This is a genomic window from Nocardia sp. NPDC055050, assembly GCF_053608345.1.
The window spans coordinates 52,245-70,409 of the sequence record NZ_JBSGVG010000025.1 but is presented as its reverse complement, the minus strand read 5'-3'; the positions used below and the strand labels follow the sequence as shown (position 1 = coordinate 70,409).

The following is an 18,165-nucleotide window of genomic DNA, read 5'->3' as shown; positions in this document are numbered from 1 at the left end:
TTGGTCCACTCACGCATCCTTATGCGTCGCAGGGGTGCGCTGTGTCAGGCGGGGGCGATGCCGAGCATCGACAGCAGCATGCGGCATTCGTCGGCGTCTTCGGCGTGTGCCGCGACGACCTTCTGTGCCTGGCGGGCGGTCTCGTCGGCAAGCGGCTCGAGTTCGTCGTCGGCGATGTCGTTGGCGGTGCTCTTCGCGGCCATAATGGGTTCGTCCTCCCGGTTTCCCTGCGCTCTACCTGCGAGTGATCAATACTATCGGGCGCCGGCGCACGGCCGATGAAGTAGCGACGCGTAACACCCCGCCCCGGTGCCGTGTCGTGGCGGTCCCGTTACCGTGGGGCAGTACACGATCGACCCCGCAGAGAGGTTTCTTTCATGCCACTTGCCACGGTGAACGGCATCGCACTGAACTATCAGGTCAAGGGCGACCGTACCAAGGGCACCGACGTCAAGGGCGGTGGTCCGCTGGTGGTGTTGATCATGGGAACGGGCTCGCCGGGCCGGGTGTGGGAGCTGCATCAGGTTCCCGCGCTGGTCGCGGCCGGTTACCGGGTCTGCGTGTTCGACAACCGTGGGATCGCGCCGTCGTTCGAGGCCCCGGGCGGGATGCGGATCGAGGAGTTGGTCGCCGATACCGCCGCGCTCATCGAGTTCCTCGACGAAGGCCCCGCGCTGGTCGCGGGCACGTCGATGGGTGCGCGGGTGGCGCAGGAGCTGGCGCTTGCCCGGCCCGATCTGGTGCGCAAGGCCGTGTTCATGGCCGGACACGGCAGGCTGGATCAGTTCCAGAAGACGTTGTCGGTGGGTGAGCAGGAGCTCGACGCCTCGGCGGTGAAGCTCCCCGCGAAATTCGAGGCGGCGTTGAGCGCGGTGATGAATCTGTCGCCCGCGACGATGGCCGACACCAACTCCGCGCGCGACTGGCTCGATCTGTTCGAGTTCAGCGTGGGGACGCCCTCGGCCGGTGTCCGGGCCCAGCGAGCGATGGATCACGAATTCGATCGGGTCGCCGCGTATCGTTCGATTACGGTGCCCTGCTTGGCAATTGGGTTCGCCGATGATCGGATGATTCCGCCGTACCTCTCGCGTGAGGTCGCCGAGGCCATTCCCGGCGCCCGCTACCAGGAGGTCCCGGATACCGGTCACTACGGCTACCTGGAGCAACCCGAGGCGATCAACAAGATCTTGCTCGACTTCTTCGCCGCCTGACCGCCGTGACCGGGGCAGCATCGGGTAACTCCCTACCAGTAACGTATGCCTTGCTAGGGTCGACACAACGCTCGTGGCTTCGCGGCCGCGCAGTGATCCTGTACACAGCGCCAGTATCCAGTGAGGTGAAATGAGCACCAACCCCTTCGACGACGAGGACGGCCGCTTCTTCGTTCTGGTCAACGATGAAGAGCAGCACTCCCTGTGGCCCGCGTTCGCGGAGGTCCCGGCGGGCTGGCGTGTCGTGTTCGGCGAAGAAAGCCGGGCAGCGTGCGTCGAGTACGTCGAGAAGAACTGGACCGACATGCGGCCCAAGAGCCTGCGTGACGCGATGGCCGCCGACGACGCAGCCCGCGCCCAGTCCTGATCTCCTCCGCCACCGCGTGACACCCATCCGGTGTCGCGCGGTTGGCGTGCGCGGCTAAGATAGTCGCGCACCACCCGCCTCCTTAGCTCAGTGGTAGAGCACCGCTCTTGTAAAGCGAAGGTCGTCAGTTCAATCCTGACAGGGGGCTCGACAAGGACCTGACCTGTGAAAGCAGGTCAGGTCCTTTTTCGTCTCGCGACCATTGTGGCAGTGGCCGGTTAGGGTCGGTGGATGGTTCCGCTGTCTCATGCGGCGGCATTCGTGGTTGCCGCGTTCGTCATCATCGTGATTCCGGGTCCGAATGTGCTGTTCGCTATCGGGCGGGCACTCACCCTGGGGCACAGGCAGGCGATTCTGTCGGTGATCGGCGCGGTGGCCGGCTCGGGGGTTCCGCTGGTCGCGGTGGCCTTCGGGCTGGGGGCGGTGTTGATGGCTTCGTCCGCGCTGTTCCTGATCGTGAAGGTCGCCGGCGCCGGTTACCTCGTCTACTTGGGCGTCGTGACGATTCGGGACCGGAAGAAATTGGTGACAGCGCTCGAAGCGGAGGTGCCGAACACCACGGGTCGGCGGGTGCTGTGGCAGGGCTTCGTTGTCGGCGCGACCAACCCCAAGACGATGGTGTTCTTCGGTGCGGTCCTGCCGCAGTTCACAGTGCCGGAGGCGGGCGCACTGCCCGCACAGCTGCTGGTGCTCGGGGCGATCTTCCTCGTGATTCAGATGGCTTCGGACAGTGCGTGGGCCCTGCTCGCCGGCACCGTGCGGACGTGGTTCGCGCGATCTCCGCGCCGACTCGAGGCGGTCGGCAGCGTGGGTGGGGCGATGATCATCGGAGTGGGCAGCAGCGTGGCGTTCTCCGGGGCCAACTGACCGGTGCGGTGGCGTTATGGGCGGTCGTAGATTCCGTGGTCGCCGATTCGTCGCCAGACCAGGATCGGCTCGCTCTCGTTCGTCTTCTCCAGGTGGAACGTGGCCCTACCGTCCGGTGAGGTGAAATTCCACGTGAGTGAGTAGACCTCGCAGTTGCTCAGTTTGTGAATCCGCAGGTGTGTCGGCCAAGGTGGTGAGCCCGCGAACGCTCCGGCGTCGATGGCCGGCAGGAAGAGTGAGCGTAGGGCTTGCTGAAACATGCGTTGATGTTCAGCGGGCAGACGTCGCAAGTCTCGATCGAACGATGCAAGCGTCCGGTATTTCACTCCACCGCCTCGCTGGGCCCCGACGCCAGCGTGTCGAGGTGCGCCAAGAACGATTCGGCGTTGTCGAAAGTGCTGTGTCGCCCAGCTTCGGCATCGGCTTCGGCCTCGCGTTCAGCTGCCTGGTGGCCCTCGCTCCAGAACCAGATCTCATCGACTGGGACCGGCAAGGTGGGCCGAAGCTCGATCACGCCGTCTTCGCGTTCGGTGATCTCCAGCTGCGCACCTGGCTCGTCCAGCCGGTACTTCTTCCGAAGCTCGGCGGGCAGCGCGACCGTGCCACGTCCCTGGATTGCCGCGTATCCGCGAAAATTGCCCATCGCCCCACTATCCCGCTGAGCAGTAAAGCGGTCAAGCAGCAAAGCTGCTATCCCGGAATGCTCGAGGCTCGTGGATCGATGCGCCCATTTCGGAGAAGATTCGGGGAATCTCGTCGAGAGTTGTCGTATCCGGGTCGGCCCGTTCGTGGTGTGGGTAGAGGCAGCCGATCGGCGGCCACCGAGGAAGGGAAATCGCCATGACTCAGTACCTGCTTTCCGTTGTTGTCGAACCGAGTGTTTATGACATTCCGCAGGAGGAGGCGCAGCCGCAGTACGAGGCGACGGGGAGGTTCAACGACGAGCTCAGGGCCGAAGGGGCGTGGGTCTTCGCGGGTGGGCTCGGACGGATCGATGAGGCCACCACGGTCGACAACACCGGTGCTGACGTGGTTGTCACCGACGGGCCGTATGCCGAGACCAAGGAATGCCTCGGTGGGTTCTGGGTCGTGGAGGCGCCCGACCTCGATGCGGCGCTGAAGATCGCCGCCAGGGCGTCGAAGGTCTGCGAGCAGAAGATCGAGATCAGGACGTTCGACGGCGCATGAGCGACGACACTCGCGCCCGGATCGATCGGATCTACCGCGAGGAGTACGGCCGGGTGGTCGCCTCGCTCGCTCGACGGTTCGGCGATCTTGACATCGCCGAGGACGCCGCGGGCGAGGCCCTGCTCACCGCCATCGAACGGTGGCCGGTCGACGGCATACCGCCCAACCCGGGCGGCTGGCTGACGAAGACCGCGGGCAACCGCGCGATCGACCGGATCCGCCGTGAATCACTGCGCGACGCGAAACACCAGGCAGCCATGATCATCGACGATCACACACCGCACGAACCGACCGGACCGATCAACGACGACCGTCTCCGGCTCGTCTTCACTTGTTGCCATCCGGCATTGGCGCCGGAGGCGCGAGTCGCGCTGACACTGCGCCTGCTCGGCGGGCTCACCGTCGGCGAGATCGCTCGTGCGTTTCTCGTTGCCGAAACGACCATGGCGCAACGCATCACCCGCGCCAAGGCCAAGATCAAAGCCGCGCACATCCCGTTCCGCGTGCCCGATCGCGAGGACGTCACCGATCGGCTCGGCGGTGTGCTCGAGGTCATCTACCTCATCTTCAACGAGGGGTATCTGGCAGGCGCGCAATCTGTTCGGGCCGACCTGACGGCCGAGGCCGTTCGGCTCGGCCGCATCATGCGCGATCTGCTGCCCGAGGACGGCGAGGTTGCCGGGTTGCTCGCGCTGATGTTGCTCATCGACGCCCGCAGCGCGGCACGTTTCGCGGGCGGGGAGCTGGTGACGCTCGACGAGCAGGACCGCGGCGGCTGGGACCACACCCTCATCGCCGAGGGACACGCGCTGGTACGCGAATGCCTGCGCCGAGTCGCGGCAGGCGGCGACCCACCTGGTCGCTATCAGATCATGGCGGCGATCAACGCGGTCCACACCGACGCGGCCGACCCCCGCGACACCGACTGGAACCAGATCGTCGCCCTCTACGACCAGCTCTACACCGTCACCCCGACCGCGATCGTCGCCCTCAACCGAGCCGTCGCCATCGCCGAACTGGACGGCCCCAATGTGGCGCTGGCACAGATAGATTCACTGCCACTCGACGGCTATCATGCCTGGTACGCCGCCCGCGCCGACCTGCTGCGCCGGTTGGGGCGCAGCGCCGAGGCGAGATCGGCCTACGACGCCGCGATTGCCGCCACGCAGAACCCCGCCGAGCGCGCGTACCTGAGCAGGAGGCGTGAGCATCTTGTGTAGAACTGCTGTGACGTCCGGCATGGACTCGCTTGGTCAGCGCGGCCCGTTCGTGTTGAGGTAGAGGACGGGGTCGTCGCCGAATGCGCCCTGCTCGTTCATCGCCAGCAGCGCCGCCATGGCCTTGGCGGTGTAGACCGGTTCGAGGTGCAGGTGCTCGCGGTCGCCTGACAAGGTTTGAGCGCGTTCGCCTTCCGACGTCGGGTGGCCGTAGCCGCTGCCGAGCCAGTCGGTGACGATATCGATGTCCTCGACTCGCGGTTCGAGATCGGACAGGTCCGCGCCTCGCTGACGCAGCAGGCGCGCGGTACGGCGGGCGAGCCGGGTGATCGTCGCCGGGTCCAACCGCAGCGTGTCGTTGACGACGACACCGACTGCCCGGGTCGTCAAGCCCGCCATCCGCAATCCGAGCTGCAGCCCCGCGATCGTGCCGCCGGATCCGACGGCGGTCACGAGGTGGGTGGGCTCGGGTAGCTCGCCGCGGTCTACTTGTCCGGCCAGTTCGAGCGCGGCCTCGACGTAACCGAGGACACCGACCGGCGAGGACCCGCCGGGCGGCAGGAAGTAGGGCAGATGCCACCCAGTGGTGTGCCGGGCGAGCAGCATCGGCGCGGTGAGGATGGTCCGCGTCTTCGAATGCGTGAAATACAGCGCGGCGCCACAGTTCTCGAGTCGGTTCAGCTGGGCACGAACGTGCTCGTCCACGGGCTGGTCGACGAGGGCGAGCGCGGTGCCGAGCCCGTGATCGCGTGCGTACAGGGCGACGGCCAGTCCCCAGTTCGTCCCCAATCCGCCGACGGTCAGGATGGTCCGGGAGCCGCGCCAGTGCGCGTCGGGCAGGATCCATTCCAGCTTGCGGACTTTGTTGCCACCCCACCCGCCGTCACCGAACGCGCCGTCGTCCTTGAGCCAGACCGGCGCGCCACCGGTAGGCAGCGCATCGAGCCTACGGACCGGTGTCGGGCCGGAGCTCAGTCCGATATGCGGCAGGGATTCGCGCAGGCGTGGAAAGCGTTGGTGCAGAAGCGGAGTATTCATCGGCCGGTGTCGCGGAACCAGTCGCCGATCCGTGGGCGCGGCACATTTTCCTCCTCGGATTCGCTACTGCCTACCGTATCGAATCCGCTCCGCGCGCTCACCGAAATCGCCGCCGCCCATGCCGTGACCGAGCGAGCCGGCTCGCTACGAAATCCTGCTGCCCGTGGCGCGAACGGCGGTGTCGTCGCTCGATGATCCGCCCGGCTGACGAGCGCTACGGCACGTAGAGGTCTGCGCCGGAGCACTGCATGGTCTGGCCCGCGGACAGACCGGAGGTGCCTACCGCACCGGTCAGGCGGACCGTGCCCCAGCCGGTGTTCACGTCGAAGCTCGGCATGTCGGCGCCGACGGTGCCGTCCTGGGCGACGACGCCGGATTCGCCGGTGTCGAGATTGGTCCAGTTCACGGTCGCGTGATAGCCGAAGGGACCGAAGTTCGAATCGCCGCGGGGCTGAATCGAAATGGTGCCGGGTCGGTCGTCCGATGAGGTCGCCACCAGCGACAGATAGAACGGGTACAGGTGGAAGTTCGCGTTCGAACCGAGGCACTGAATCTTCGCATCGCGTACCTCCGCCGACGCTGTGCCTGCCCCGAGTAGGGATATCGCAACGACGGTGGTGAGTCCAACGGTCAAACGCATCTGCGAAACCTTCCGATAGGAACGAACCGGAGCCCAGTACATCGTTTCCTGGGCGAAAGAGCAAGTGTCGCTCGCCCCGGCGCCGAACCGTACTGTCGTTCCCCCTTACTCGCTCGGATTCCGGGTAACCGTGCTGGCCGACGGAAATCCATGAGGGTAAAGTCGAATAGAATAACTGGTGCATGCAACCAAACTGTCCACATCGCCAGATTTCAACGCCAGGCACTTGATTCGACCCCATTTAGATTCATCCACCTCCGAAATCTGGAGTATCTCCAGGGACTGAGATCGGTCGGCCAGGTCGATCGTCATAGTGTTGAACAACGTCTTCATTTTCAAAGCGAATACGCTGAAGAATCTAATAGATACAAAAGTCGGATCCGGAGACCTGTCGAAACTGCGTAGCTCCAATTCCGACAGAGAAAGGTTGTAGCGCCACGGCCTGAACTTGAATCCAAAGTGGATCGGAAGATCGCCATCAATTCTCGTATACTCGCGATCAGGTGAAGGGGTTGTCATACCGACTTCCGTTTCGATAGAAGAACACGTTCGACAACGAGCTGCGATTATCCATGATATACGACAATTCCCAGGGGGTTACATGGCCGTCGAAAATTGGGTCAGTTCCTCTTGCTCGTCCAGCTGAAGTGATCCACTCTTGGTCATCGAGTCCGTCGAGGTTGAAATGGACAGGAGTATCTGGATCTTGTACAAAATTTTGAAATTCATTGACCCAATCATCGCCCTGCGAAGGCCAGTCATGATACGACCGCGCCCCGACCGAACTGGCAAAATCCTGTAGAGCCATCGGGTCGCCATCGATTTCGCTGAAGCCTAGAGCAATTCCGCCATCGCAGTCAGGCGCGAGCCCTAGGGAGTCCGACCAACGCGTCGGATTCCGTGGATACGTCGCCGGGTTAGGCGCGGGTGCGAGCCCGAGTGGATCTTGGGTGAGATAGCGACCGGTTTCTGGGTCGTAGTAACGGTGGTGGTTGTAGTGGAGGCCGGTTTCAGGATCGTGTTGTTGGCCTTGGAATCGGTGGGGCGTAGTGGTGCCCGTCCAGATAGTCTGACCCCAGAGGGTAGTGGTGGCTGTTGAGGCGATTTCGCCGGTGGTGGGGTCGGCGAGGTGAATTGGGGCGCCCTGGAGGTTGGTGACGATTGCCCAGAATTGGTCGTCGACCGATTGTGTGAGGGGGACATGAGTGATGGGATGGTTGGCCCAGGTGTGGGTTTGGGCGCCAGAATTTGCGGTAGTGGTGGTTTGTTCGGCGAGATGGATTCCCTCCCAGGAGAAGCGGGTTTCGCTCGATCGGTGACGTTTGGTGGTTCGGCGGCCGAAGGGGTCGTAGGTGTAGGTCCAGGTGTCGTTGTCGGGGGTGGTGACTTCGGTGAGCTGATCGAAGGCGTTGTAGCGGTAGTGCCAGATGGCGGGTTTGCGGGAGATCCGGGTCTTTTCTTTACGGATGAGGCGGCCGGCGGTGTCGTAGTGGTAGCGGATGCGACCGGCTCGGATAAGGAGGTTGTTGCGGTATTCGAACCGCGGATCAGTTGCAGGTTCGGATGGGTTGTTGTCGGGCGGGACAGGATCAGATGGTGCTGGTGATGAGGGAATCTCGGCCGTAGTGAGGTTCGACAGGGCGTCGTAGCTGTACTGCTCGGTGACACCGTCGCTTGGGGCGGCGATGTGAGTGATTCGGCCGAGGGCGTCGAGGGTGTAGTCGCGGCGACGACTGGTGGTGGGTGACGTGGTGGTGTGGCTGGTGATGTAACCGTCGGGGCGCCAAGCATATTCGTCGCGTTCGAGGAGTCGGGTGGGGGTGCTGGTGCGCGGGTCGAGTCGGACGAGTTCACGGCTGACGGTCTGGCCAGACGCGCTATAGATGTTGTGTTGTCCGATACCGGCACTGTGCCAGCTGTTCTGGCGTCCGATCGAGTCGTGGGTGAAGTCGAATCGGTGCCCGTTAGTAGTTAGTGCGGAGATTCGCCCGGTCGGGGTGCGTTCATATTTGGTCGACGCGCCGCTGGGAGTCGAGTATCCGATGCGGCGGCCGTGTTCGTCGTAGTCGTAGGTGACAGGTCTTCCGTCGACGTGCTGGGTCAGGACTCGGCCCGCTGGAGTGTGGGCGAAGGTGACCGAATGGACCACGTCAGCATGGATCCCGTTTCGGGCGGTCGCGAGTTGCCCGGTCGGGGTGTAAGTGTTGGTGATCCATTCACCGGTGTCTGTGCTGACACCGGTGAACCGGCCCAGGATGTCGAAGGTGAGGCGGCGTTGGACACCGGTGGGTGTGGTAATGATGCTGGGCCGGTTGAGGAGGTCGTAGTCGGTGCAAATGACTGAGCCGTTGAAATCGGTTTCGGTGCAGACATTTCCAGCCGGGTCGTATTCGTAGGTCCAGGTATCACCGAGTGGGTTGGTGACCGAGGTGAGCCGACGTTCGGTGTCGTGGGTGTAGGAGGTAACCGCACCATCGGGGGTTTCGCGGGTGGCTACCAGATCGAAAGTGCCGTATGTGTAGCGGGTGATCGCACCGACTTGGTTGGTGTGGGTGAGTAGGTTCGCTTCACCGTCATAGGTCCACGACTGGACAGTGCCATCAGCATCGGTACGTGACAGCCGCTTTCCCTCGACCGAGTATCGGTTGATGCTCGTGTAGCCGAGGGGATCTGTGATCGTGACCGGTCGACCGAACATGTCGCGTTCGACGACAGTGACGGCGTTGCCGGGTTCGACGATCCGGATCGGTAGGCCGGCGTCGTCGACGTCGATGCTGGTGGTGGCACCGGTCGAAAGCGTGACCGAGGCCGGTGCACCGCACCGATGATGGGTGTAAGCAGTGGTGACACCGTCCGCATCCGTGACGCTGGTGAGGTTGCCATGGTCGTCGTAGGTGCGGGTGGTGGTGGTGCCGTCGACGTCGGTGATCGTGGCCGGACGCCGTGGTGCGGTGTAGCTGATGCTGATGGTTTGTTGGTCGGGGCGTCGGACCAGGACCAGGTCGCCGTCGGGGTTGTAGAGGTAGACGGTGGTGTTGGCGTAGGCGTCGACGTGGCGGACTGGTTGGCGGTACTCGTTGTAGTCGGTGATCGAGGTGGCACCGCGTGGGTCGATCAGGTTGCGTAGGCAGAGGTCTTCGTCGAACTCGAAGGTGGTGGTGGCGCCGAGGGAGTTCGTGTGATGAGTGCGCGAGCGGCGGAAGTCGACAATCGCCTCATACGTGAAAGTCGCCGACAGGATGTTGTCGGTGCCGACCTGTTCGATGACCCGTCCGGATCGGTCGTAGGTGTTGCGCATTTCGGTGCCGCGGGAGTCGCGCCACGACAGCATCCGGTGTTCGTTGTCGTAGGCGAAGGTCGTGGTCGCGCCGACACCGTTGGTGACCGTGGTGAGATCACCTGCTGTGTAACCGAACTCGCGAACAGTCGTTTCCAGCGGCTCGCCGGTGGGGGTGGTGGCGAGGACGGTCAGGCCGGTGACGCGGTCGTCGGTGGTGTCGATGCGGACGCGGTATCCGCCGGTGTGGGTGACTTCGGTGGGTTGGCCGGTGCTGGTGTAGTGGAAGGTGATTCGGTTGTGGTGGTGGTCGGTGATCTCGGTGATCGGATAGGTGCCGAGTGCGGTTTCGGGCCCGTCCGCCACGGTCGGTCGGAATATGTAGGTGAGTTCGCGGTCTGGGTCGTGGACTGAGTATCCGCCGGTTTCGGTGCGGGTCATGGTCGCGCGGGTGCCCTGGTGGACCGGCCGGACTGGGACGTCGGGGGCGGTGTGGGGGAACTGCCACAGTTCGCCGTCGGGTCCGACGAACCGGACTCCGACCTGGTCGACTTCGACGCGCATGTCCAGGGTCGCGGCCCAGGAAGGCCCGAACCATCGGCCGAAGCGGTAGGACGAGCGGTGCCGGCGGGTCAACATCAGTGTCAGTACGCCGGGGAGTTCGATATCGGTTGCGGGGAGCAGGAATTCGCCGGTCGCGACGTCGACCGGGTCACCGCAGTCGGTGGTTTGTTTCGCGGTTTTGTTGAGGTCGGGTTTCTGCGAATCGGTTTGGTCGGGAAGCTTGCTGGTATCGCTCGGGGTGTTCGCGGGTTTCGTGCTGCCCGGGGTGTCTGGGTTGTCGGTGGTTTTGGACGGTGTGTCGGGTGTACTCGACGGATTCGTCGGTGTGTCAGGCTGTTTCGTAGTCGCCGGTGTTGTCGAGGTGTCGGTGTTCTTCGCGGCCGCGGGGCTCGTGGTGGTGGTGTCGGCGTTCTTCGAGGTCTTGGACGGGGTCTTCTTGAACGCCTTCGCGATATCGCCGAATGCCGACTTCAACTGCTTGAGCAACGGCTTCAGCTTCGACATCGTCTTGGCCAACTTCGAGAACAACTTCGAAATCGTCGCGACAGTCTTCGCGATGTAAGCGGTGGCTTGGACCGCGACCAGCGGGGTCGCCAGACCGACCGAGAACACCAACTCCGCCGCCCACACCGCAAGACGACCAACAGTCTGGGCTACCAAGTCACGCACGGTCTCGCGAACCGCGGCCACGATCCCACCCGCCATCCGGATCGCCGAAGCTGCCGCGGTCGCGGCGGTGTTGGCCGCAGTGAGCAAGTTGGTGGTGTTCGACGCCGCCGATTTGTAGGCGGTGGCGGTTTGACCAGTCCAATCCGCGACATCGGCTGTAACCGCGGCATTTTGGGCGGTCGCTACCTCGCTGATTCGGGCGGCAACGTTGTCCCAGGTCTTGGCATAAGCCTCGATCTGCGCGGGGTCACCCGCGATCCAATCCAGGGCATCCTGCAATGGTTGGCAGTGCTCGATCAGCCAACCCACGCCGTAACCGGCCAAGGTGCCGAGTGGGTCCACGACCAACGAAACCGCTTCGGCGCCGAGACCGACGACACCCAGACCTACTTCGATCCAGGAACCGCCCGAGATCGCGTCGGACAGGTCGGTGACCGAGCTGACCAGGCTGATACCGGTGGACCAGTCGGTGGTGTCTTCCTTAGCCGCGATCAGGGGATTGGCGGCCATTACAGACCGGACTCTTGGGTCTTGAGCGCAGTGGCGTTGGTGGTGTCACGAATTGTGAACGCGTCCGTGACCGCAGACATGTTCGAGCTGAGTTCTCCGCCTGCTCTTGTCATATTCAGTGTCCCACCCCCTGGTGTGATGCCACCCCTGCTCAGCGGGCAACCCTGCCCGCGACCTGCGGTGTCGAACTTGATCGGCCCGGTCCGAACCGGTCGCCATGACCCTGCGGCACGCAGTGCCAAGGGATGAGCGTACTGGAATCCCGAGGGCTGGTACCGGTGGTGAAATCGATGGAACCGCAAGGGCACTCCGTTGCGTCTACAGGCGTAGCGGAGTGCCATGCGATGGCATCGCTACAGCATGGAAATCCCGTAGATCGTCCAGACCCGTACGGAATTGCCATGGGATGACGGGCCACAGGGCCTGGTTGTGTTGATTACCAGGCTGATTGGCGGGTGCCGGCCGTGGCTTTCTCGATCAGGTGATGGAGGTGGGCTTCGATTCGGTCGGGGGTGGTGGGGGTTACTTCTACTCGTTCGCCTTCTTGGATGAGGTAGCGGCCGTCGTCGGTGTAGTCGACCAGTTGGAGGGTGGTGCCGCCTTCTTGCCAGCCGTCCAGGGCCGGGCCGGTTGCTACGCGGAATTCCGCGTAGGTGGTGAAGGGGCGTTTGAGGAATTTGAGGGCTTGTTCGGCGGGGGTGCGGTGGCGGGCGTAGGGGTCGGGGGTGGTGGTGAAGTCGTCGCGGTGGACGTTGAAGCCGCCGGTGGTGCCCGCGGGAGTTTTCGGGAGGATGGACAGCAGGCGGGTGACGATGGCGTGGGCCGGGCGCAGGGTGATCAGGATGTTGCCGCCCTGGCCGTATTCGGGACCGGGGAGCTGGGCGGCGACTACGCCGTTGCTCGCCTCGGTGGTCGCGCAGGCGCGGACCATCCGGGTGCGGCCGTCGAAGCGGTGCCCGAACAGTTCCACCCGGATTTCGGGGTGCGCGAGGGCGTGCAAGGCGTGGTACAGCGATTCGTCGGTGCCCATTTTGGCGATCAGCGAATCCGCGGCACGACGGCATTCCCGGTCGAACTCCACCTGCGTTTCGACACCTGCCGTGAAGGTGAGGGGCCAGGGCATACGGTCGCGGCCGAGCGTTTCCCAGGCGACCCAGAACTCGAACGGGGTCAGCTCCCAGGTGTCGGTCATGCGTCGCCGCCGATCACCGGCGGGACGTGCAAGCGTTCGGGGCCGAGCAGTTCTTCGTGGACGCCGCGCAAGTAGTCGGGGGCCTGGTGCTCGTTCTCGTCGTCCTTGCCGCCGCCGCGCGCGCCGGGGGCGCCCATTCCGCCCATGCCGGAGCGGCCCGACGACGTACCGGAACCCGCGCCCGCTCCCGCACCGGCGCCCTGCTTCTGACCGGCGGTCCCGGGGACCGCCGCGCCGGGCGTGCCCGCACCTGCTCCGGCACCCGCGCCTGCTCCGCCGCCGGAGCCGAGTCCGCCGGGGGACGTGCCGGCCGGGGTCGTGCCAGGGCTGGTGCCTGACGGGGTAGTGGTGGTGGGGGTTTCCGGAGTTGTCGTGGCCGCGGTGGTCTCGTCGCCGGTGGTGTCGTCAGTGGTGCTGTCGTCGTCACCAGGGTCGGTGGTGGTGGGGGTTTCCGGCTCCGTGGTGGAGGGGGTGGTGTCGTCGGTGCTCGGCTTGGTGGTGGTGCCGGTGGGCTTGTCGGTGGTGGTGCCCGTCGGCTTGTCCTTGTTGGTGTCGCCGGTCGGCTTGTCGGACTGGGGTTTCGATGGCTCGGGAACCTTCGGGACCTGGGTGTCGGACTGCTGCGCGACTGGCTTGTAGACGGTCTCCATCACCTGGCGAGCCGCGGCTTGGGCGGCATCGGAGCGGCCTGCGCTGGTGCTGTCCATGACGAAGTTGGTTACGGTGCCGAGCCCGGGCGCGACCGCGTTCGAGAGCGTGGTGGCGACTAATCCTGCGACGGTGCTGCTCTGTTGGTCGGACTCGTGCGGTACCGAGTACTTCACCTGGTTGAAGCCGGAGTAAGCCTCTTCCATCTTGTTGCCGATCAGGGAGGCAGCCTGGTCGACCTTGTGCACGTCGGCGAGATAGCTCTTGGTGCTCGCCAGCGCTTGGCTCGCTGCGCTTCCCGACCAGCCCCGCTCCATTTCCTTCTGGATACTGTCGTGGAAGGCGGTGGCTTTCGTCGTGGTGTCGGTTGCCAACTGCCGCCAGCCTTGAACGCTGGTGCTCATCGTCTCGGGGCTGATCGACTCGACAAATTTCATGATGTCCGAATGGCTCATGGTGAGGAACGATTCTAGAACGGGCGGCACGACCTGCGGTGTGAACTCGCCGGAAAATCCGTTGGCAAGGCTGGAATTCTCGGCGTAGATGCGAGACCGTGCGCTGTTGCCCGCAGCCTGGGCGTCTAGCTCGGACTGCGTGGCGGAGATATCGGAATCGAACAATGAGCCGATTCGGTCACCAATTCTGGACGGGCTCGACGCTGTCAATGCAACGCTGCCCAGTTTGCTCATGAAATCTGAAAAGGTCATTTATCCCCCCGGATTCAGTCTACTTTGTTGGTCTGTTGTTTGATAGCGAGCTGAGTGGCTTCGTCGCAGTTCTTGTATGCGGCACCGGCTTTGCGGTACATGTCGGCCATGGCTGCTAGCACTTCTTGATGGAGGCGGATGGCATCGGAGTAGGAACCGGTGCCAGGGCCGCCGATTGCAAGGTCTGCAAACTTCTGCCCAAGCTTGGTTGCTGAGCCCAAGCTGCCGAAAGACCCGACATTGACCATGCTCTGCGTCCGGGACTTCAGTCGGTCCAGGTCAGAAATGTAGTTATCGCAGTGCTTCGCGCATCTCTCGGCGGTGTCGAATTCGATCACCAGCCTGCCTGCGGCGGCTTCGCCGGCTAGCGTCTGAAATTTTTTTGTGAGCTCGTGAGGATCGGCCATTTCGTATATCTCCAGTGTGGATACGGTCGTCGCTAGCGGGGGATTGATGAAGCGAAATGAGGTGCCGCATCATTCACCCAAACGCAGGGGTCGGTGGTCGAGTTACTGCTCGAGGCTTTGCTTGCCGTCAAGGTGACCCGTCCCTGGCTCGTGTCGAAGGCGATTTCGCATTCTTCCGGAGGGTTGATCGTGCCCAAGTAGAACTGCAAGGCCGGCCTGCCGCTGACTGTTACATCACGAAAATCTCGAAAATACTGGTTCTCGCGAAATTGTTGCAGCGTATTTGTCGTGGAAAAGAACGAAACGAAGTGATCGCCTGCTCGCCAACTGCAGCCCTTCCAATCCGGTCGCGGTACCGAGAAGGGGTTGTCGTCCTTCGTTGCAGGATCGGCCCCCGCCGCCTGCAACACACTGTCCGACACAGCACACGGATCGAACAGCTGCTCCTTGGTCAGCGGAGCCCCGCTGGCCTCAGGCTGCCCGTCGACCGCTGTGGAACATCCGGCAAGCGCCACTACAGCGCACACCCCGGCGGCAAAGCCAACCACTCGCATCGTCTCTCCTCTTTCGCACACAACGACCACTCGATGTCTTAGACGCGCGCCCGGTCGTTTCGGTTCCATCCAGGGCAGAACTCAGGCTGGGACGTTCGCTTCGTGGCCGAGGTCGCGGAGGGCGGCCTTGATCTTGGTCTGGGCTTCGTCGAGGGATTCGGGGGTGGGGTCGGTGTTCGCGCCCGAGATGTCGAAGTCGCCCATGGTGTAGGCGGGGAAGACGTGGGTGTGCAGGTGGGGGACCTCGAGGCCGGCGATGAGCAGGCCGGCGCGGGGGGCGTCGAAGGCGACGCGGACGGCCTGGCCGATCTTCTGGGCCACGCCCATCATCCGGGCCATCACGGCGGGATCCACGTCTTGCCACTGGTCGATCTCCGCGCGCGGGACGACGAGGGTGTGGCCCTGGGTGACGGGGCCGATGGTGAGGAAGCCGACGAACTCGTCGTCTTCCCAGACGAAGCGGCCGGGGATCTGACCTGCGATGATCGCGCTGAAGACGGATGCCATACCGGTGAGCGTAGCTAGATCGACACGAAATGCGACAGGATGCCCTGCACCTCGTAGATGTCGACCTGACGGTTGAAACGCTGCTTGACCGGCTCGTCGCCGCTGCCGATCCAGATGTAGAGCTCCGCGTCGAGGTCGAAGGTGCCCGCGGTTTCGACGGCGAAGTGGCTGATCGACCGGTAGGGGATGCTGTGGTAGCTGACCTTGCGGCCGGTGACGCCCTGTTTGTCGACCATGATCAGGCGGCGATTGGTGAACAGCATCGCGTCGCGGACCAGGATGAACGCGGCGTACACCTGCTCGCCCTGCCCGAACAGCTTCGCGTATTCCTGCTGGGCGGCGGCCGGATCTATGCGACCGGCATTGCCCATCATCCCGTCGAGCAGGCCCATGGCATTCCCCCGTTTCGGTGGCGGCTGCCGCGCCACGCCTGGTCCCATTGTGGCGCAATCGAACCCGGGCCGCGAGGGCCGAGCCGCATCGCGACGGCCCGATCGCCGGCCCGAAGCGCCCTCGCGGGGGTGACGATCGCGCTACCCGATCGCGGACCTTGTATCGGAACGGGGCGTGCGAAGTACGCGCGAAGTACGCGACTAATCTAAGGCCGTGCGCGTACTCGTCATCGGTTCCGGAGCCCGTGAACATGCCCTCGTCCTGGCGCTGCGCCGGGATCCGTCCGTGACGGCGGTGATCGCTGCCCCGGGCAACCCCGGCATCGGCCAGCACGCCGAGCTACGCCCGGTCGATCCCTGCTCCGCCGACGACGTCGCCGCGCTGGCCGGTGAAGTGGCCGCCGACCTGGTGGTGATCGGCCCCGAGGTGCCGCTGGTGCTCGGCGTCGCCGACGTCGTGCGCGCGGCCGGATTCCCCGTGTTCGGCCCGTCGGCCGACGCGGCGCGGATCGAGGGGTCGAAGGCGTTCGCGAAAGATGTGATGGCGGTGGCCGGGGTGCGCACCGCGCACAGCGAGATCGTCGACAGCCCGGCCGAGCTGGACGCGGCGCTCGACCGCTTCGGCCCGACCTGGGTGGTCAAGGACGACGGGCTCGCCGCGGGCAAGGGCGTGGTGGTGACCGCCGACCGGCGCGCGGCCCGCGATCACGGCGCCGAACTGCTCGAGCAGGGACATCCGGTGCTGCTGGAGTCGTTCCTCGACGGTCCGGAGGTGTCGCTGTTCTGCCTGGTCGACGGTGAGACCGTGATCCCGCTGCTGCCCGCACAGGACCACAAGCGGGTCGGCGACGGCGATTCCGGCCCGAACACCGGCGGCATGGGCGCTTACACGCCGCTGCCGTGGCTGCCCGCGGAGACGCTGAACGAGATCGTCGACGACGTGGTGAAGCCCGTCGCCGCCGAGCTGGTCGCGCGGGGCAGCTCGTTCTCGGGCCTGCTGTACGCGGGTCTGGCGATCGGTACGAACGGCCCGGCTGTCGTCGAATTCAATTGCCGCTTCGGTGATCCCGAGACCCAGGCGGTGCTCGCGCTGCTGGACAGCCCGTTCGCCGAACTGCTGCACGCCACCGCGACCGGGCGCCTCGCCGAGGTCGACGCACCGCGCTGGAAAGACGGTTCCGCGATCACCGTCGTGCTCGCCGCCGAGAACTACCCGGCGCGACCGCGTACCGGCGATGTGATCACCGGTGCCGATGACGGCGCGCTGGAGGGCGAAACGCTGGTGCTGCACGCCGGTACGGATCAGCGCGCCGACAAGGCGCTGGTGTCGGCGGGCGGGCGTGTGCTGAACGTGGTCGGTGTCGGTGCGGACCTCGCGCAGGCGCGGGAGCGGGCCTACGCGCGACTCGCGGGAATCAAGCTCACCGGCAGTCATTTCCGGACTGATATCGGCGCGACCGAAGTTGTTGTCCCGGAACGCAACAGCGTCGCGGGGTAATTCGCGCGATCGGTGATCAGCGGTGCGCGACCGCTGATCACGATCGAGCGGGAAACGGTGGCGCAGCACGTTGCGCGGCTGCGCCGATCAGGCGGTGAGGTCGAGGACCTGGGCGTTCGGAGCATTCGTCTGGATGGAGGCGATCCCCTTCTTGGCGCCTTCCTTGCTTTCGTATCCCTGACTTTCGAGGACGATTTCGCCGTTGCCGGCCTTGAGGTGGAAACGGAACTTTCCCGCCTTGTCCTTGAATACCTCGAACTTGCCTGCCATGGTTGCCTCGCTTCGGTTCGGAGGAAAACACTCGACAGGTCTCACATTAACGTTCCCGTGATGTCGGTGGTCTCGACGCGATGTCAATCGAGACGCAATCCATGCACAGCGAGCCAGGCCTGCGGATCCACATGCTGACCGTTTTGCACGATTTCGAAATGCGGTCGGTGCGCTGGTGCTGCACGCCGGTACGGATCAGCGCGGACAAGGCGCTGGTGTCGGCGGGCGTGCGTGTGCTCAACGTGGTCGGCGTCGGCGCGGATCTCGCGCAGGCACGGGAACGGGCTACGCACGGCTTGCGGGCATCAAGCTGCCCCGGCAGTCATTTCCGGACCGATATCGGTGCGACTGAAGTTGTTGTGCCAGAGGATAATTCGTAGCTCTGGTCACGGCCAGGCGCAGTCGCCCGGGTTGGGAGTCATCGGTCCCAACCCGGTGCAAC

At 64.4% G+C, this 18,165-nt stretch carries 19 protein-coding genes and 1 tRNA gene; 8 read left to right on the top strand and 12 right to left on the bottom strand.

What is annotated here, in order from left to right:
* Positions 1 to 44 precede the first annotated feature (44 nt).
* Positions 45 to 203, bottom strand: a complete 159-nt coding sequence (locus ACWGCN_RS23910; protein WP_165610244.1) for a hypothetical protein — start codon at positions 201 to 203, stop codon at positions 45 to 47.
* Positions 204 to 377: 174 nt separating this feature from the next.
* Between ACWGCN_RS23910 and ACWGCN_RS23905 the strand changes: the two genes are divergently transcribed.
* From ACWGCN_RS23905 to ACWGCN_RS23890, 4 genes are all read left to right on the top strand, one after another.
* Complete coding sequence (locus tag ACWGCN_RS23905) at positions 378 to 1,211, top strand: alpha/beta fold hydrolase (RefSeq protein WP_379314840.1); 834 nt, start codon at positions 378 to 380, stop codon at positions 1,209 to 1,211.
* 130 nt (positions 1,212 to 1,341) lie between these two features.
* Positions 1,342 to 1,578, top strand: coding sequence for an MbtH family protein (locus ACWGCN_RS23900; protein WP_022565839.1), 237 nt, complete (start codon positions 1,342 to 1,344; stop codon positions 1,576 to 1,578).
* Positions 1,579 to 1,654: 76 nt separating this feature from the next.
* Positions 1,655 to 1,726, top strand: a tRNA-Thr gene (locus ACWGCN_RS23895).
* Positions 1,727 to 1,809: 83 nt separating this feature from the next.
* Positions 1,810 to 2,445: a LysE family translocator gene (locus ACWGCN_RS23890; RefSeq protein ID WP_452458808.1), complete on the top strand. Its 636-nt coding sequence runs from the start codon at positions 1,810 to 1,812 to the stop codon at positions 2,443 to 2,445.
* A gap of 322 nt (positions 2,446 to 2,767) precedes the next feature.
* Here the strand turns inward: ACWGCN_RS23890 and ACWGCN_RS23885 are convergent, their stop codons facing one another.
* A complete protein-coding gene (locus ACWGCN_RS23885) occupies positions 2,768 to 3,088 on the bottom strand; it encodes an AbrB/MazE/SpoVT family DNA-binding domain-containing protein (protein ID WP_452458809.1) in 321 nt (106 codons plus the stop codon).
* A gap of 197 nt (positions 3,089 to 3,285) precedes the next feature.
* On the opposite strand from ACWGCN_RS23885, the gene ACWGCN_RS23880 reads away from it, so the two are divergent.
* Positions 3,286 to 3,633 (top strand): YciI family protein, encoded by a 348-nt coding sequence (locus ACWGCN_RS23880; RefSeq protein WP_387446296.1) that lies wholly within the window; start codon positions 3,286 to 3,288, stop codon positions 3,631 to 3,633.
* Positions 3,630 to 4,853: an RNA polymerase sigma factor gene (locus tag ACWGCN_RS23875; protein ID WP_452450113.1), complete on the top strand. Its 1,224-nt coding sequence runs from the start codon at positions 3,630 to 3,632 to the stop codon at positions 4,851 to 4,853. The genes ACWGCN_RS23880 and ACWGCN_RS23875 overlap by 4 nt, the downstream gene beginning before the upstream one ends.
* Before the next feature lie 33 nt (positions 4,854 to 4,886).
* On the opposite strand, the gene ACWGCN_RS23870 is transcribed toward ACWGCN_RS23875, so the two are convergent.
* The 9 genes from ACWGCN_RS23870 to ACWGCN_RS23830 all read right to left on the bottom strand — a co-directional run bounded on the left by ACWGCN_RS23870 (position 4,887) and on the right by ACWGCN_RS23830 (position 15,955).
* Positions 4,887 to 5,888, bottom strand: a complete 1,002-nt coding sequence (locus ACWGCN_RS23870; protein ID WP_452458810.1) for a 1-aminocyclopropane-1-carboxylate deaminase/D-cysteine desulfhydrase — start codon at positions 5,886 to 5,888, stop codon at positions 4,887 to 4,889.
* Between the two features lie 214 nt (positions 5,889 to 6,102).
* Positions 6,103 to 6,528, bottom strand: a complete 426-nt coding sequence (locus ACWGCN_RS23865) for a hypothetical protein (RefSeq protein WP_452458811.1) — start codon at positions 6,526 to 6,528, stop codon at positions 6,103 to 6,105.
* A gap of 499 nt (positions 6,529 to 7,027) precedes the next feature.
* The gene (locus tag ACWGCN_RS23860) at positions 7,028 to 11,548 is read right to left on the bottom strand and encodes an RHS repeat-associated core domain-containing protein (RefSeq protein ID WP_452458812.1); all 4,521 of its coding nucleotides are present in this window, start codon (positions 11,546 to 11,548) and stop codon (positions 7,028 to 7,030) included.
* Positions 11,549 to 11,984: 436 nt separating this feature from the next.
* Positions 11,985 to 12,740 (bottom strand): ESX secretion-associated protein EspG, encoded by a 756-nt coding sequence (locus tag ACWGCN_RS23855; protein ID WP_378990618.1) that lies wholly within the window; start codon positions 12,738 to 12,740, stop codon positions 11,985 to 11,987.
* A complete protein-coding gene (locus ACWGCN_RS23850) occupies positions 12,737 to 13,825 on the bottom strand; it encodes a hypothetical protein (RefSeq protein ID WP_452529102.1) in 1,089 nt (362 codons plus the stop codon). Before ACWGCN_RS23850 ends, ACWGCN_RS23855 begins: the two co-directional genes overlap by 4 nt.
* A 284-nt stretch (positions 13,826 to 14,109) precedes the next feature.
* Positions 14,110 to 14,502 carry a hypothetical protein gene (locus tag ACWGCN_RS23845; protein WP_378631722.1) on the bottom strand — a complete coding sequence of 131 codons (393 nt, stop codon included), beginning with the start codon at positions 14,500 to 14,502 and terminating at the stop codon, positions 14,110 to 14,112.
* A 32-nt stretch (positions 14,503 to 14,534) separates the two neighbouring features.
* On the bottom strand, positions 14,535 to 15,056 hold the full coding sequence (locus ACWGCN_RS23840; protein ID WP_452458814.1) for a DUF3558 domain-containing protein: 522 nt from the start codon (positions 15,054 to 15,056) through the stop codon (positions 14,535 to 14,537).
* 81 nt (positions 15,057 to 15,137) lie between these two features.
* Positions 15,138 to 15,563 carry an HIT family protein gene (locus ACWGCN_RS23835; protein WP_449968060.1) on the bottom strand — a complete coding sequence of 142 codons (426 nt, stop codon included), beginning with the start codon at positions 15,561 to 15,563 and terminating at the stop codon, positions 15,138 to 15,140.
* Between the two features lie 14 nt (positions 15,564 to 15,577).
* Entirely contained in the window at positions 15,578 to 15,955 is a 378-nt protein-coding gene (locus ACWGCN_RS23830) for a PH domain-containing protein (RefSeq protein WP_378966914.1), read from the bottom strand.
* A 214-nt stretch (positions 15,956 to 16,169) separates the two neighbouring features.
* Between ACWGCN_RS23830 and purD the strand changes: the two genes are divergently transcribed.
* Positions 16,170 to 17,453 (top strand): phosphoribosylamine--glycine ligase, encoded by a 1,284-nt coding sequence (purD, locus tag ACWGCN_RS23825; RefSeq protein ID WP_378990613.1) that lies wholly within the window; start codon positions 16,170 to 16,172, stop codon positions 17,451 to 17,453.
* 87 nt (positions 17,454 to 17,540) lie between these two features.
* Here the strand turns inward: purD and ACWGCN_RS23820 are convergent, their stop codons facing one another.
* Entirely contained in the window at positions 17,541 to 17,723 is a 183-nt protein-coding gene (locus ACWGCN_RS23820; RefSeq protein WP_194825705.1) for a YegP family protein, read from the bottom strand.
* A gap of 80 nt (positions 17,724 to 17,803) precedes the next feature.
* On the opposite strand from ACWGCN_RS23820, the gene ACWGCN_RS23815 reads away from it, so the two are divergent.
* On the top strand, positions 17,804 to 18,103 hold the full coding sequence (locus ACWGCN_RS23815) for a phosphoribosylglycinamide synthetase C domain-containing protein (protein ID WP_452458815.1): 300 nt from the start codon (positions 17,804 to 17,806) through the stop codon (positions 18,101 to 18,103).
* The last annotated feature ends 62 nt before the right edge of the window (positions 18,104 to 18,165 follow it).